General features: G+C 40.3%; 11 protein-coding genes. All 11 read left to right on the top strand.

All coding sequences use genetic code 11. The annotated features are described in order from the left end of the window. The first annotated feature begins 543 nt into the window (after nt 1-543). The 11 genes from KH286_RS04775 (at nt 544) to KH286_RS04725 (ending at nt 14195) form a co-directional block, all read left to right on the top strand. A complete protein-coding gene (locus KH286_RS04775) occupies nt 544-915 on the top strand; it encodes a CGGC domain-containing protein (RefSeq protein WP_278467304.1) in 372 nt (123 codons plus the stop codon). Between the two features lie 184 nt (nt 916-1099). After that, nucleotides 1100-2272, top strand: a complete 1173-nt coding sequence (locus tag KH286_RS04770; protein ID WP_278467302.1) for a M48 family metallopeptidase — start codon at nt 1100-1102, stop codon at nt 2270-2272. A 639-nt stretch (nt 2273-2911) separates the two neighbouring features. Next, nucleotides 2912-3523, top strand: a complete 612-nt coding sequence (locus tag KH286_RS04765; protein WP_004694376.1) for a MotA/TolQ/ExbB proton channel family protein — start codon at nt 2912-2914, stop codon at nt 3521-3523. Next, entirely contained in the window at nt 3520-3924 is a 405-nt protein-coding gene (locus tag KH286_RS04760) for an ExbD/TolR family protein (RefSeq protein WP_004694375.1), read from the top strand. Before KH286_RS04765 ends, KH286_RS04760 begins: the two co-directional genes overlap by 4 nt. A 4-nt stretch (nt 3925-3928) precedes the next feature. After that, entirely contained in the window at nt 3929-4681 is a 753-nt protein-coding gene (locus tag KH286_RS04755; protein ID WP_004694372.1) for a TonB family protein, read from the top strand. Nucleotides 4682-4811: 130 nt separating this feature from the next. Then, nucleotides 4812-7265 carry a TonB-dependent receptor plug domain-containing protein gene (locus tag KH286_RS04750; RefSeq protein ID WP_278617707.1) on the top strand — a complete coding sequence of 818 codons (2454 nt, stop codon included), beginning with the start codon at nt 4812-4814 and terminating at the stop codon, nt 7263-7265. Further along, nucleotides 7265-8287: an ABC transporter substrate-binding protein gene (locus tag KH286_RS04745; protein WP_278617706.1), complete on the top strand. Its 1023-nt coding sequence runs from the start codon at nt 7265-7267 to the stop codon at nt 8285-8287. The genes KH286_RS04750 and KH286_RS04745 overlap by 1 nt, the downstream gene beginning before the upstream one ends. 12 nt (nt 8288-8299) lie before the next feature. Next, the gene (locus KH286_RS04740; protein WP_021147522.1) at nt 8300-9346 is read left to right on the top strand and encodes a FecCD family ABC transporter permease; all 1047 of its coding nucleotides are present in this window, start codon (nt 8300-8302) and stop codon (nt 9344-9346) included. Next, nucleotides 9346-10107 carry an ABC transporter ATP-binding protein gene (locus KH286_RS04735; protein WP_278617705.1) on the top strand — a complete coding sequence of 254 codons (762 nt, stop codon included), beginning with the start codon at nt 9346-9348 and terminating at the stop codon, nt 10105-10107. The genes KH286_RS04740 and KH286_RS04735 overlap by 1 nt, the downstream gene beginning before the upstream one ends. Nucleotides 10108-10125: 18 nt before the next feature. Then, nucleotides 10126-12069 carry a TonB-dependent receptor plug domain-containing protein gene (locus KH286_RS04730; RefSeq protein WP_278617704.1) on the top strand — a complete coding sequence of 648 codons (1944 nt, stop codon included), beginning with the start codon at nt 10126-10128 and terminating at the stop codon, nt 12067-12069. Nucleotides 12070-12212: 143 nt separating this feature from the next. Next, the gene (locus KH286_RS04725) at nt 12213-14195 is read left to right on the top strand and encodes a TonB-dependent receptor plug domain-containing protein (protein WP_278604383.1); all 1983 of its coding nucleotides are present in this window, start codon (nt 12213-12215) and stop codon (nt 14193-14195) included. Nucleotides 14196-14204 lie beyond the last annotated feature (9 nt).

Below are 14204 nucleotides of genomic sequence, written 5' to 3'. Positions count from 1 at the left end.
CGAACACAGTAGTTAAGCTCATAAACGCCGAAAGTACTTGGCTGGAGACGGCCTGGGAGGATAGGAAGCTGCTGATTAACGAAAAGAAAAAGGTCTACCTTAAGGTAGGCCTTTTCTTTTTGCTAGTCTTCGACTAGCTAACTCTGCAAGAGCCGTCTCCAGCCAAGGTTGTACAAGTAGAAACTATCTATATAAATCAATAAGACGGCGTGGGAAGGGTAGGGTGTGAGGCCACAGAGGAGTGAAACGACGTATGGGGCCCACACATCACCTTCTTCCGAACGTAAGATTTACCGAACTGCGAAGCAGTGAAGGAAAATCCACAGTGAGGATTGATAGGAAGCTGCTGATTAAGCTAAAGGCACACCTGAGGGTGTGTCTTTTTTTGTATGGATTTTTATTCTTTTAAGGGAACTAATGAGCAAAGCAGTAGACGTTGAAGGAGTTACTTATATAATTAGTATTAATTATCGTGCTTTGAAGCACATATTTTTCTCATGGATATGGTATACTTAGGCTTATATCATATTTATAGGAGGTCATATGGCTAAAAAAATTGCGGTTCTCGTGAATGAGGATACAATGCAGCGCTGTTCTTGTGGCGGTTGTTTGAAAGCATTTATGAATAAAGCGGATTCCTTTGAGCGTTATGCTGATGAGGATATTGAGTTGGTGGGGTTCACACATAGCGGTGGGGATCTTGCTAAGAAGATTGAGTCTTTTAAGAAAAAAGGTGTTACTACGGTACATCTTTCTACATGTACGCGTGGTAAGAATGAAAATTATGAAAGCATCGCAGAGCAGTGTGCTGAGGCAGGCTTTGATGTAGTAGGCTATACACATGGTGGCGCTGTTTCTAAAGATGGTAAAGAAGCGGTAGTACTTTCAGCTAAACCAGTAACGACAGATCAATAGTTAGCAATGTTTGAATTAACCATAATAGATTGCACCATCTTATGATAGATGAATGATTGTTCCATTATTCATTCTATATTTATCATGAAGTAATATTATATAGGTAGTGTGGAAATTCTGGCGTTTTTTTACATTCTATATTGTTTTATTATATAGCTATATCATTGTTTAAGAGGTTGAGAGAATGAATAAGAAACTTACAGCGGCTACTTTATCTATTGCTATGGCAGTGACAATGGCACCTACTGTGATGCAAACGGCTTCTGTCAATGCTGCTTCTGCTGCGGTACAATCCTTAGCTGGTGGTGCTATTGCTATGGCTTACGTATCTACTGCATTAAATAAAATGGATAATTCTGCAGAGGGGCAACAGGAGAGTTTGGCACGCACAAAAGAGAAAACTGGTTATTTAAACGATAGTGCAGCTCAAGAGCGTGTAAATCGAATTATGAAGACATTAGAGGCTACACCTAGTGTAAAGCGTTCCTACGTTGTCTATGCGAATCCTGATGAGGAGTTTAATGCGTTTGCCACACTTGGTCGTGTTATGTCTATTAACAAGGGTGCTTTAGATACACTGGATGATGATCAATTAGCCTATGTAATGGCCCATGAAATTTCTCATGGCGAGCATAAAGATATTATTAATGGCGCTAAGAAACAAATTGGTCTTTCTACAGCAGTCGGTATAGCCGCTGGTGGTAGTGAAGGCGCGGCTATTTTATCTAATGTGGCAGGCAACTACTTATCTAATCAAGTGTTTACGATGAGTCAAGAAAAAGCTGCTGATGAGTTAGGCTTTAAGATTTTAAGTGAATCTCCATACAATGTGGGTGGTGCAGCTGGTTCTATGGCAGTACTGCGCAACAAAGTGGGGGAACACTACCGTGAAGGGCTTTCACAAGTGGTAGCACCTAACAACCATCCAAAGTTGTCCGATCGGGTGAACAATAATATTTCTCGCATGTACGCCTATTCTGGGAACCATGTAAATGTATCGAATGGTACTGTGTACGTAAACGGTGATAATATCTATACTCCAGCAGGTAGTGGCCGCTACACAGGCGAAGAGCGTGCTTATTACATGGCTGGTAAATTGGCACGATTGTATCATAACAATCAAATTACGTCAGGTTCTGCATCCTATAGTGGTGACACTGTAACGGTAGCTGGTCAATCCATTGTTTCTACGCCAAATGCGGACGTAGCATTGCAAGTGGCAACAAATCTTAACAATGCATTTGTAAAGCCTGCAGGTGCTGCTGTTAATGCGAAAAAACCAGTGAAGGTTAAACAAGAAAAACCTAAAAAGGTAAAAGAAAATAAAAAGGTAAAAGCTGATAAAGCTAAAAAATAAATGAGAGTTATAAATGGCATATAATTTGCTTTAAGGATTTATGTTATTATAATCAGAATAATCAGAGGACTGAGCCCATGAAGGCTTAGTCCTCTTTTTATATGGGTTGTAACTTTTATAGTTTGAGTATAAGTTTATATATTAATAAGTATATAAGATGTATTGAGGGATATACGAGTAAGAAATAGACCGTAAAGATATTGATAACCTTAGAGTATAAATATTGTTCATGTGTAAATAAATTATATTCATAAATCAATAATAGATTAATAAAAATACAGAGAATCTTTTGAGAATGGAAAGTGAATTGTAATGGGTTTATACCATGAAATATAAGAAATTATCTTGTTAAGCATAGTTGTTATAGAAGGTTTTATTATATTTCTTGTAATATTTATGAATTATTTATGCGATAACTTAGTGTTGTCTATATATGGTGGATAGATGTATATTTAAGGTGGATGAAATATGTGGTTAGAATGGAATCCTATAGAAATATCATAACGGTAGGGGGTATAGGGTTATTGTACTTATACATGCTTTATAGGATAATGTCAATGTTGGTGGTTAATCTAATAATATAGATGACCATTTTTTTGTTAAATAATACGTAATTTTATACATTATATGGAGGCTATGATGGAGTATACAATTCACCTATTTAATGCAGGTGGTTTCGTTATGTATCCACTTGTACTATTCATGTTAGCAGCATGTACTATTTTATTTGAACGTATTCGTACGTACAGAAACATCAATCATGAGTTACAACAGTTGTCCGATAGCATTGATGCAGGTCGTAATAGTAATAATTGGTCTACTCTAGAAAATTCTATAAAAAATAGTGATGATGCATTGAGTCGATTTGTGTCGCCTATCGTGGAGTCTGTATATAGTGCGGAAGGTTTAGAGAACCGTTTACATGATGTGGTAGGTTACATGGATGAACGTTTAAAACGTGGTCTTAACTGGCTTAGCATGATGGTAACAATGGCTCCATTACTTGGACTTTTGGGTACTGTTGTTGGCATGATCCGCTCCTTCGCAGCCGTTGGTGGCGATATTGGTGCTCCTACTGTTATTACAGGCGGCGTATCCGAAGCGCTGGTTGCCACTGCAACAGGGCTTTCAGTAGCCATCGTAGCATTAGCCATCCATAGTTGGTGCACAGATAAAGTAAATTCAGATATCGCGAAATTAGAGCAAAAATTAGGTTCTATTATGGATTTATATATTAGGAGTCAACGATGAAACGTAGTTCAGTAGGCATACAAAAAGAACCTACCATCATGATTATACCTATGATTGATATCGTTTTCTTCTTGCTCGTATTTTTCATGATGAGTACGTTGTATATGAATACAGAGGAACAAATTCCTCTTAACTTACCAAAGGCTTCCTCTTCTTCTGCAAAGACGATTGAGCCTATCACAATTTCATTAACAGCTACACATAAGATGTATTTGAATGAACGTGAGATTGTCCCTGATCAATTAGGTAATGAAATTCAAGGTATTGTTGCAAAAGAACCTCAACAAGCATTTATTGTGCGTGCCTCTGAGGATATTGCGTATAAGGACGTTATCAATATTTTAGATAATCTTAAAATTAGTGGTGCTCGGTTTGTTAGCGTAGCTACAGAACGGAAGTGATTCTATGGTAGATAAACGATATGGAATTCCTTTCGTAGCTGCATTGGCATTAAATCTTGTATATTGGGGTGTTGTAGGTGATTGGTTTGGTCATATAAAACCTCCAGAAACACCCAAAAAAGACTTGGTTATCAACCTTGATATGGGGCAGCAAGAACCTCCTCAAGAGAAGAAAGATCCTGAGAAATTAAAGATTCAACCTGACGACAAACCAGTCGCAGGAGGCGGTAAAGCAGGTAGTGTATTGCCTGATTTATCGGGAAAGCCCACAGAAGGCTTAAAAAATCTGAATCCTTACTTAGGTGGTAATGAGACGGCATCAGTCAATTTGAATGGTAATACTGATAATCCTGTTGGCATTCCAGGGAGTGGAAATGTACCTGGCCCTGGAGGTGGTGGGGTTATTGGTAATGGAGGCCTTGGTAATGAGGGCAATGGTTCTAAAGGTGGTGATCCAGGTCCAGGTGATGTAGAACGTCGTGGGGGATCTTACGATAGTTCAGGTTATATTGCTCGCGTTGAGAGTAATAAAGTAATGCCGCAACAGGCGGTGCGCCGTGGCCTCAGTGGACGAGTTTCCTTTGAAATCACTTTTGATGCGGATGGCAACTTTGCTGGTGCGAATATGATCGGTAGCAGTGGCTCTAGCATTCTCGATAATGCTGCTGCTAGCCTCGTAGAGAGCTCTGGCGGTATAGAGAATACAACAGGTGAGCCAGTTACGATTGTGGTTAATGTAGATTATGGTTTTAACTAATCTTCTATAGCTGATAATGTATGAATTATGTTTGTGTGTAGTTTTAATTCAGAAAATACAAGAAACGCATTTGTTAGAGGATTAGTTTTAATATTTTTTTTATTGTGTATTTATTGTGTGTGGAGGGGTTATGACGAGTCGTCGTATTTTATCTGCTGCTATTGCGGCAACGTTAGCGTTAGGTACGTATCAAGCCTATGCGTATGATGAGAACTTCAAGGGTTATGAGGTTCATAATGTTTCGGTAAAAGCCGATGCGGCAAAGGATGAGTATGGTAATACCATTACTGAGCAATCTTATTACCGTACTGGTGGTGATGTAAAGGTTATCACTCGTGAAGAGATTGAAAAACGTCATTATCGCGATGTAACTGAAGCGATTAAACGCGTTCCAGGTGTTACATTCCAAAATCCTGGTTACCGTGGTGGCGAGTATGGTTACCAATTTTATAATAATGGTGTGTCCATCAATGGTGACTCCCGCGTTGTAGTATTAGTAGATGGTCGTCGTGTAGACAATATTACATCTGGTCGTTTAGGTGATAGCTCTGAAAGAGGCTCTAAATCTACAGGTGTAAATATTGATGAAGTAACCAACATGGATGCTATTGATAAAATCGAAGTTATCAAAGGCCCTGGTGCTTCTCAATATGGTTCTGATGCTACAGGTGGTGTCATCAATATCATTACACGCCGTGGTAAAGGCAATTTCAGCGGTTCCGTTGATTTGGCTACAGGCAGCTGGAACAAGCATAGCTATAACTTGACTGTACAAGGTGCGGCAGGTAAGAATGCATCTACTGGTTACTTTGTAACAGCTACACGTACTATGTCTCAAGATACGAAGTATAAAGATGGCGATACTGGTGAAGTAGCCACTCTTACAGGTTCTAAATGGCGCGAAGAAGGATTTAATGCACGTATTGACCATGAGTTCAATAAGAAACAAAGCTTACAGTTCTCAATGAACTTCAAAAAAGGTCGCGATGGGTATCCAATTTCTACACCAAGCCGGAAATACTGGAATGCAGATGATTGGCGTCGCATTATTTTCAATGCTGAAGTTGGCCAATATGATACTAATTACAAGTTGAAAACAGATCCTAAATATGTAGATCCAGATGAAAATCCACAAGGTTATGCACCTAAGTTGTATGGTGACTCCAGAAACCCTGGTTACCACAATTTATTCGCTTTAGATGGTAACTACGGCTCTTATAGTAAGTTTAAAAACTTAGACACAGATTTGAAATTTACTTTCGATCGCCAAGGTCAAATGGAAAGCTTTGCTAGATTGTATCGTTTAGATCATCGATATGAAGGTCGCGATACATATACATGGTCTAAACTTGGTAGCGAGGCCGCACGTGCTGCCTATGCTGCGGCATTCCCTAATGGCGCTACTGTGGAGCAATTTAATGCATGGGTTGATTCCAATTTGGCACCATTCCCAGATCGTCGTGATGCATTGCGTCAATGGATTGCTGAAACAGGCGGTATGGCAGGTAGCCCAAATAGATGGTATAAAGAAAATAAAACAGGTGTAGAACTTCAATGGACTCGCCAACTTGATAAGCATGATATTATTGCTAATATCGACTATAGTCGCTCTAATTTGAATTCCCGTTCTATTAAACGTAATGGTGATGTAGTGTCTTCTGATATTCGTCGCAATACTTTATATGCTTATTTGCAAGATAAAATTTACATTGGTAAAAATGTAGAGTTGACTCCTGCATTGCGTTATGTACATTACGGTAGCATTCAAGGTAGTGGCAGTGGTGACTCCCAAGGTAAAGGTAGCGTAAGTGCCTTGACGCCTAGTTTACATGGCCAAGTTAAGTTCAACAAAAAGACTAGCATGTATGCAGGTTGGACTCGCATTTTAAGACCACTTAAAACAGGCGACTACAGTGCGACTGATGGCGTATTTAATACACCATTAGATGACGAAAAAGGCGATGCTTTCACATGGGGCCTATTACATACGTTCGGTAAAGGTAATAATACTACTGTAGCAGTTCATTATGATTACACGCGTATGAGAAATGCCATCGCTACATTGCCAATTTTGAATAGCAGAACAGGCGAGTTTGAAAAAACAGCAGTTAATGCAAAAGAAAACAAACAATCTTTCAATATTACAGTAGACCACAGATTAAATGAACATGTAACAATGAGTGCGTCTTACTCTCATATGAAAGATAAATGGTTATCTAAAGGTGGTTGGATTCTTGATCCAAACTGGGGTTATAGCAATAGCGATGATATCAATGTGGCTATTAATAGCTTGCGTCCGCAAAACCACTATGCATTGAACATTTCCTATGATAACAAGCGTCTATATTCTGGCTTGTTGATTAACTGGTACACTGGCAACAGCGACTATGCATTCACTCATAGACGTTTCCTCATCGTGGACTGGAACCTCAACTATGATGTAACAAAAGATTTAACGGCGTACATCGTGGTAAATAACGTTCTTAACCGCGCTTATGAAACAAGCTATAGCGCTTACAATGGTCGCGGTAGTGCGGCTATGCCAGCACGTTCCTTCATGATTGGGGCGAAATATAAATTCTAATGATTAGATTCAGCGTATTAATACTATGTCTATTAATATGTGTAGGTTGTGGTCCTCAGCAGGTAACTGTTGAGGACCATCAGTCTACACCAGTACATATCAAATTGCAGCCACCAGTGACAATTGAATCCTTTGTACGTCGAGGTGAGCCTTTTGAAAGTACCTATACAGCAGTGCCCGAGCGTGTGGTGGCGATGTGGCAAAACTCCATAGAAACTATCATTGCTCTTGGTGCAGGGGATCGTATCGTAGCGGGCATGGGGATTCCAGATCGCAAATACGTGCGACCAGAATACCGTGAGGCATACGATAAAATTTCATACAAGGATCTGAAATACGCCAATTTGGAAAGCGTATTAATGATGAAGCCTGATTTGTTGGTAGGTTGGAAGTCTACTTTCACAAATAAAATGTTACAAACACCTACATTTTGGCAGGCGAGACAAGCGAATGTATATATTGCAGAGTCCTCCTTGGGGGCTCAATCGGCGCTCACCATGGATATGGAGTATAAATATATTCGAGATTTGGGGCGTATTTTTAATCGAAACATGGAAGCAGAGCGTCTCATTCAAGAGATGCAACAATCTGTGGCGTACACGGTAACCCAAACGGCTCATGAGAAGCCACCAAAGGCATTGTTTATTGAGGTGCAAGGTAAGCATTTTCGATTGTATGGACATAAGACATTAGCTGGTAATATAGGGGCTTCCTTGCACGCCGATGTGATCGACACGGAAACGCCGTCCATTAGCATGGAGGACGTGGTGGAGCAGAATCCGGATGTAATTTTCTTGATCGTGTCTGACGGCGAATATAGTCAAGCGGATGTGATTATGAACTATGTATTAACGCAGCCAGGTTTACAAGGTGTTAATGCATTGCGCAATAAACGCGTTCATTTCTTGCCATTGCTTGCTGTATATAGTCCTGGTATTCGTTTATTAGATGGTATCGACATCGTATCGCATGGGTTGTATCCTAATCTATATCCAGAAGGGGTACCAGATTTAATTCATTAATAAAGGAGCAGTATGCTAAAACGAATTGGATATACTGCTGGCGGATTTGTCCTCATAGGGGTGCTAGCAGTAGCCATTCTATGGGGACTTTCTGTTGGTACAGTACAGTTTTCACTTTCTCAAATTCTCAATATTGTAATAGATCAATTTTCTAGCCCATTGGCTATTGATGATCCTATGAATAGTCCTGATCAGACTATTATTTGGTTACTACGTATGCCGCGGTTGTTGATGGCCGCTATTATTGGAGCAGGTCTTGCCGTATCTGGCGTTATCATGCAGGCCATCGTTAAGAATCCACTGGCAGATCCTTATATCTTGGGGATTTCCTCCGGTGCGTCTCTCGGTGCTACGATAGCTATTTTATTTGGTGTAGGCGTTATGTTCGGTGAGAACTTCGTCGGCGTTATGGCCTTTATCGGGGCTATGGCGATTTCCTTCGGTGTATTGTTTATCTCGAACTTGGGTGGCCGACCAAATTCGGTGAAATTGATTTTAGGGGGCTTGGCGTTAAGCGCCGTATGTAGCTCCTTCTCTAGTTTTGTGGTTTATTTAGCGGACGATAAGGAAGGCATCCAAACCATTACATATTGGTTGATGGGTAGTTTTGCGGGCGCTAAATGGGATATGTTGCCGTTTATTGCCGTCGTTGTCCTCGTGAGCATCATCTTTTTCTGGTCTCAAAGCAGAATTTTAAACATGATGCTCCTCGGTGATGAGGTGGCCATAACTTTAGGGCGCGACTTACATACGTACCGCCAAGTCTATTTGATTATTAGCTCTCTTATCATCGGTTTTGTAGTGTACGCGGCGGGCATGATTGGCTTTGTAGGCCTCTTGATTCCTCACCTCGTGCGCATGACAATCGGGACGAATCACTGGACTTTGATTCCGTTCAGCGCATTAGGGGGCAGTATTTTCCTCGTCATTGCTGATGGCTTGTGCCGATGTATTATTCCTCACGCAGAATTGCCAATCGGCATTCTCATTTCTCTCATTGGGGCACCAACCTTTGTATACATGTTGGTGCGTAAGAACTACGGATTTGGAGGGGAATAATGAATATTCAAACAGATAATATCCAAGTCTCATTTGGTTCTAAAACGATTCTTCAGGATATTTCCCTAGATTTACGAGACAAGGAATTCGTTGGAATTATAGGTCCTAATGGGAGTGGTAAAAGTACGTTCTTGAAATGCTTATACCGCGTGCTTCAGCCTAATCATGGAAAGATTTTCTTTGATGGTACTGAAATGAGTTCCTTAAGTCATCGCGATACAGCCTTAAAAATGGCCGTAGTAGCGCAGCATAGTACGGTTAACTTTGATTTCTCCGTTCTTGAAATGGTTCTCATGGGCCGTTCCCCTTATAAAGGGCTACTCGACAGAGATCAAATTGATGACTATAAAATCGCCCGACATGCATTGGCTCAAGTAGGACTTAGTGATTTTGAAAGTCGCAGTTTTAATACCTTATCTGGTGGTGAGCAGCAGCGCGTTATCTTAGCGCGTGCCTTGGCACAACGCACAGAATGCCTAGTGCTAGACGAGCCGACAAACCATCTAGATATTAAGTATCAGCTGGAACTGATGACGATTGTAAAACGCCTTGATGCAACCGTAGTGGCTGCTATTCACGATTTGAATCTAGCAGCCATCTATTGTGATCGTCTCATTGCGTTAAAAGACGGTTCAGTAGTGTGTACAGGTACCCCTCATGAAGTATTGACAGAGGATACCATTCACCACATTTACGGCGTGTCCGCCACGGTACAAACATTACCAAATGGACGATTAAATATTATATATAATATGGAATAATTGAAAAAAGAGGCGTGGATGATGAAACGAATGAATAAACAAGTCTATGTAGCAGTGCTTATGGCATTAACTACTATGTCAATTAATAGTTATGCTGCAGATGTAGCAATGAACAATAATGAGGAAGAAGTTACCATAAATGTTACCGCTAATCGTACATCGTTATTAGATTTAGATACACCAGTATCGACTTCTGTTATTACTCAAGAGGATATACAAAATAGCGGTGCTAAGACGGCTTTTGATGCGGTCGCTAATGTACCGGGTGTAACCATTAACTCCTTTAGTGCGTCTGGCGCAGATTTTGGTGGCATGGATAGCCGTACGAATATTCGTGGTCTCGATCGCGGTGCACTTGTTCTTGTAAACGGTGTACCTATGAACTTAAATGGTAAGAGCGGAATTGGCTCTATACCTACCAGTGCCATTGAGCGCATCGAAGTTGTAAAGGGGGCGGCCTCTACCTTATATGGCGCAGAAGCTTTAGGTGGCGTTATAAATATTATTACAAAAACGCCGTCAAAAGAGGGCGGTTCTGCTACGGTAGCTGTAGGTAATCGAGGCTCCAAGAGATTTGATATTTCTTATGGTACTGATCGATTCCTCGTTGGTATCGATAGAAAATACTGGGGGACTCAAGATCCATCTACACCGGTGCGGTATGACTATACAGGCCGCAAGGGTTATGATTACTACACTACGCGCAATAAAGGTAATTCCTTAGGTGTGTTCATGAGCGGTAAGCTTTCAGATAAGATAACCTTAAATTATACTCGCGCTGAAAGCCGTTCCTCCTTTGGTTTGATTAGTACAGAAAGAAATCCTGTGAGACAGGCTCGTCATTCTACGACATATCATTACAAGGATGACCGTAATAATGCATCTTTGATTTATAAAGATGATAATACGACGGGAACATTGTTTTATAATGACCGTACTATGCGTGGTGAAAGCCGTGTTCATAGTGCTAAACAGTTCAAGCCGACCGAAACCAGTTATGTAGCTCGTCAATATGGTATAGATGTACAACATGAATGGGACTTTAGAGGCGGTAAGGATTATTTGATTGCCGGTGTTACAGGTAAGCAAGAAACCTATCGTGCCATACAGGCCCCTGTGTATACACGGCCTCATCGTAATACCTATGCGGTGTACAGTAGCTATTCTCGTGAAATCAATCCTAAATGGACTGCCATTTTGGGCTTGCGTTATACAGCCATTAGTGATCCTATTAAGGACCAATATGTGTTAACACCTCAGTTCCAATTGTTGCACACCATCAATAAAGCTTCCTCCATGTACTTAAATATAGGGAAAGCTTACACGATGCCTAGCTTGAGTGATTCATTCCGTAGCGTGAACCGCCAATACACAGCAGTAAGTGGTAAAAATCTTAAGCCTGAAGAGGGTTGGAACTATGAATTAGGTTATAAACGTCTTAATAAGAAGGATAGATGGAAGGTGGACGTGTTCTATATGGACTTCAAGAACTTCTTCCAATGGCAACCTGATGTAAATGGTCGCCCAACCGTTCGCGTAAACGGTGGTAAATTCCACAATGTTGGGATTGAAGCTGAGTATAGTAGACATTTGTCAGATCGACTCAAAATGAGTGTAAGTGGTTCTTATTCTAATCCAAAACAAAAGGAAATGAATGAAACCTATTGGAAACAAGCGGCTCCTAAGTTACAGTTTACAACCGGCATTCATTATAAAAGCCCAACCTGGGAAGCTGGTACATCCTTTAGCTTTGTTACCAAACGTTTGCGCAATCGTGATGGCGGCTTGAATCCTAACATTGCTCTTTGGAATGCTTACGTTGGGTATCACTTTAACAAAGATGCTACATTACGCCTCGATGCACGCAATCTTTTGAATCGTCATAATGTGGTATCCAATGGAGAGTATGAATACTGGGATGCACCATTCAATTATGAATTAAGTTATACACAAAAATTTTAATATGTATTAACGATACAATCCCCCGAGAATGCAGTAGCGGTAGGGGTATGGGTTTTGTGCGGGCCAAATAAATGTGTAATAATACAAATATGTAGTTTATATAATTGTGTGAATGTATATATGTGTTAAGTGAGGCATTTGGTATGAGACAACAAATTAAGCATCGTATATCTATACTTGTGGGTTTAGCATTGATAGGATTGTCTGTGAATGGATATGCAGCAGAGGTAAGTGCTGATAAGACTCCCACTACAGCTGCATCGAGTGAAACTAATGGAGTATCTGAAATCCATACTATTAATGTAACAGCAAATCGCATGGCTCTTTTAGATTTAGATACGCCGGCTGCGATGGATGTTATTACTCAAAAGGACTTAGCTAATAGCGGTGCTAAAAATGCATTTGATGCAGTTAATATGGTACCAGGCATTACGTCTTTTTCCTATGGTGCATCCGGTCTTGAATATGGGGCTATGGATAGCCGTGTGAATATCCGTGGCCTTGAACGGGGATCCTTGATTCTCATGAATGGGGTACCGATGAACCTCAATGGCAAGGGCGGCCTTAGTTCTATTCCGACTAGCTCTATTGAACGCATTGAAGTATTAAAAGGTGCAGCCTCTGCTTTATATGGCGCTGATGCTATGAGTGGTGTTATCAATGTAATTACTAAGACTCCAAGTAAAGAAGGGGGCTCTGCTACGGTAGGTTTTGGTAATATGGGTCGCCAAACTTATAAAATTAACTATGGCACGCCTCGCTTCTTAATTGGTGTGGAACGTAACTTCTTTGGTGCTCAAGATCCAGAAACCCCTATCCGCTCCGATATCGGTGCTTATGCTAGAGGCTATGAATATTATACAGCTCGTAATAAAGGGAATTCCTTAGGTGTATTTATGAGCGGTAAATTAAATGATAAGTTGACTTTGAACTTTAGTCGCTTTGAAGGTAATTCTTCTTTTGGACAGTTGAGTACAGAAACGAATCCTATTAAGCAAAAGCTTCACTCTACAACATATGCTTATAAAGATACTAAAAATAATGCGTCTTTAGTTTATAAAGATGGCAATACTACAGGTACAATCTTCTACAATGATAGAGATTTGTATGGTAAAAGTCGCATACATAGTAAAAAGACATATACGTTGAGTGATAACAACTATATTGCTCGACAATATGGTTTCGATGTGCAACATGAATGGGACTTCCGCGGTGGCAAGGACTATTTCATTGCAGGTGTACTTGGTAAACGAGAAACATATCGCACTACATCTGGTCCATACTATGGAAATCCACATCGCAATAGTTATGCCATTTATGGTACATACTCCTATCAAATCAATCCTAAATGGACTAGTATTTTAGGCTTGCGTTATTCGGATATTAAAGACCCTGTGAAAAATCAACGTGTATTAATTCCTCAGTTCCAATTACAACATCGTATTAACAAGGAATCATCCATGTACATAAATGTTGGTAAAGCCTTTAGAATGCCGAACTTAAGCGATACTTTCAAGAAAATTAATAAAGGCTATGCCTCTGTTAGTGGACGTAATTTGAAACCTGAAGAAGGTTGGAATTACGAATTAGGCTATAAACACATTACTAACAAAGATAGCTGGAAAGTAGCGCTCTTCTATATGGACTTTAAAAACTTCTTCTCTTGGAAACCGGATAGCAATGGTAAAAACACAATTCGCGTAAATGGTGGTCGCTATAGAAATGTCGGTATCGAAGCTCAATATGGTCGTAAATTAACAGATCACTTAAAAATGACTGTGGGTGCATCGTATTCTAATCCAAAACAACGAGAAATCGATAAGACCTATTGGAAACAAGCTAACCCTAAATTGCAATTTACAGGGGGTATCCATTACAATAGCTCAACCTGGACTGCAGGTACTAGCATCAACTTTGTCACAAAACGGATGAAGAACCGCGATGGCGGTACAAACCCAAATCTTATAGCTTGGAATGCATACGTAGGCTATCAGTTCAATGAAAACTCATCCTTGCGGCTAGATGCACGTAACTTGTTAAACCGTCATAATGTTATTTCAAACGGCGACTGGGAATACTGGGATGAACCATTTAATTACCAACTCAGCTATACTCAAAAATTCTAGTCTTTATGT

This window comes from Veillonella parvula (assembly GCF_018378075.1).
In the GTDB taxonomy this organism is placed as follows: Bacteria; Bacillota; Negativicutes; order Veillonellales; family Veillonellaceae; genus Veillonella; species Veillonella parvula_K.
The sequence above is the reverse complement of the archived record's forward strand: the minus strand, read 5'-3'. Positions and strand labels throughout refer to the sequence as shown.

What these genes read in the sequence shown, in the direction of transcription:
- KH286_RS04775 (WP_278467304.1), top strand. Translation starts at nt 544, where the DNA reads ATGGCTAAAAAAATTGCGGTTCTCGTGAATGAGGATACAATGCAGCGC.
- KH286_RS04770 (WP_278467302.1), top strand. Translation starts at nt 1,100, where the DNA reads ATGAATAAGAAACTTACAGCGGCTACTTTATCTATTGCTATGGCAGTG.
- KH286_RS04765 (WP_004694376.1), top strand. Translation starts at nt 2,912, where the DNA reads ATGGAGTATACAATTCACCTATTTAATGCAGGTGGTTTCGTTATGTAT.
- KH286_RS04760 (WP_004694375.1), top strand. Translation starts at nt 3,520, where the DNA reads ATGAAACGTAGTTCAGTAGGCATACAAAAAGAACCTACCATCATGATT.
- KH286_RS04755 (WP_004694372.1), top strand. Translation starts at nt 3,929, where the DNA reads ATGGTAGATAAACGATATGGAATTCCTTTCGTAGCTGCATTGGCATTA.
- KH286_RS04750 (WP_278617707.1), top strand. Translation starts at nt 4,812, where the DNA reads ATGACGAGTCGTCGTATTTTATCTGCTGCTATTGCGGCAACGTTAGCG.
- KH286_RS04745 (WP_278617706.1), top strand. Translation starts at nt 7,265, where the DNA reads ATGATTAGATTCAGCGTATTAATACTATGTCTATTAATATGTGTAGGT.
- KH286_RS04740 (WP_021147522.1), top strand. Translation starts at nt 8,300, where the DNA reads ATGCTAAAACGAATTGGATATACTGCTGGCGGATTTGTCCTCATAGGG.
- KH286_RS04735 (WP_278617705.1), top strand. Translation starts at nt 9,346, where the DNA reads ATGAATATTCAAACAGATAATATCCAAGTCTCATTTGGTTCTAAAACG.
- KH286_RS04730 (WP_278617704.1), top strand. Translation starts at nt 10,126, where the DNA reads ATGATGAAACGAATGAATAAACAAGTCTATGTAGCAGTGCTTATGGCA.
- KH286_RS04725 (WP_278604383.1), top strand. Translation starts at nt 12,213, where the DNA reads ATGAGACAACAAATTAAGCATCGTATATCTATACTTGTGGGTTTAGCA.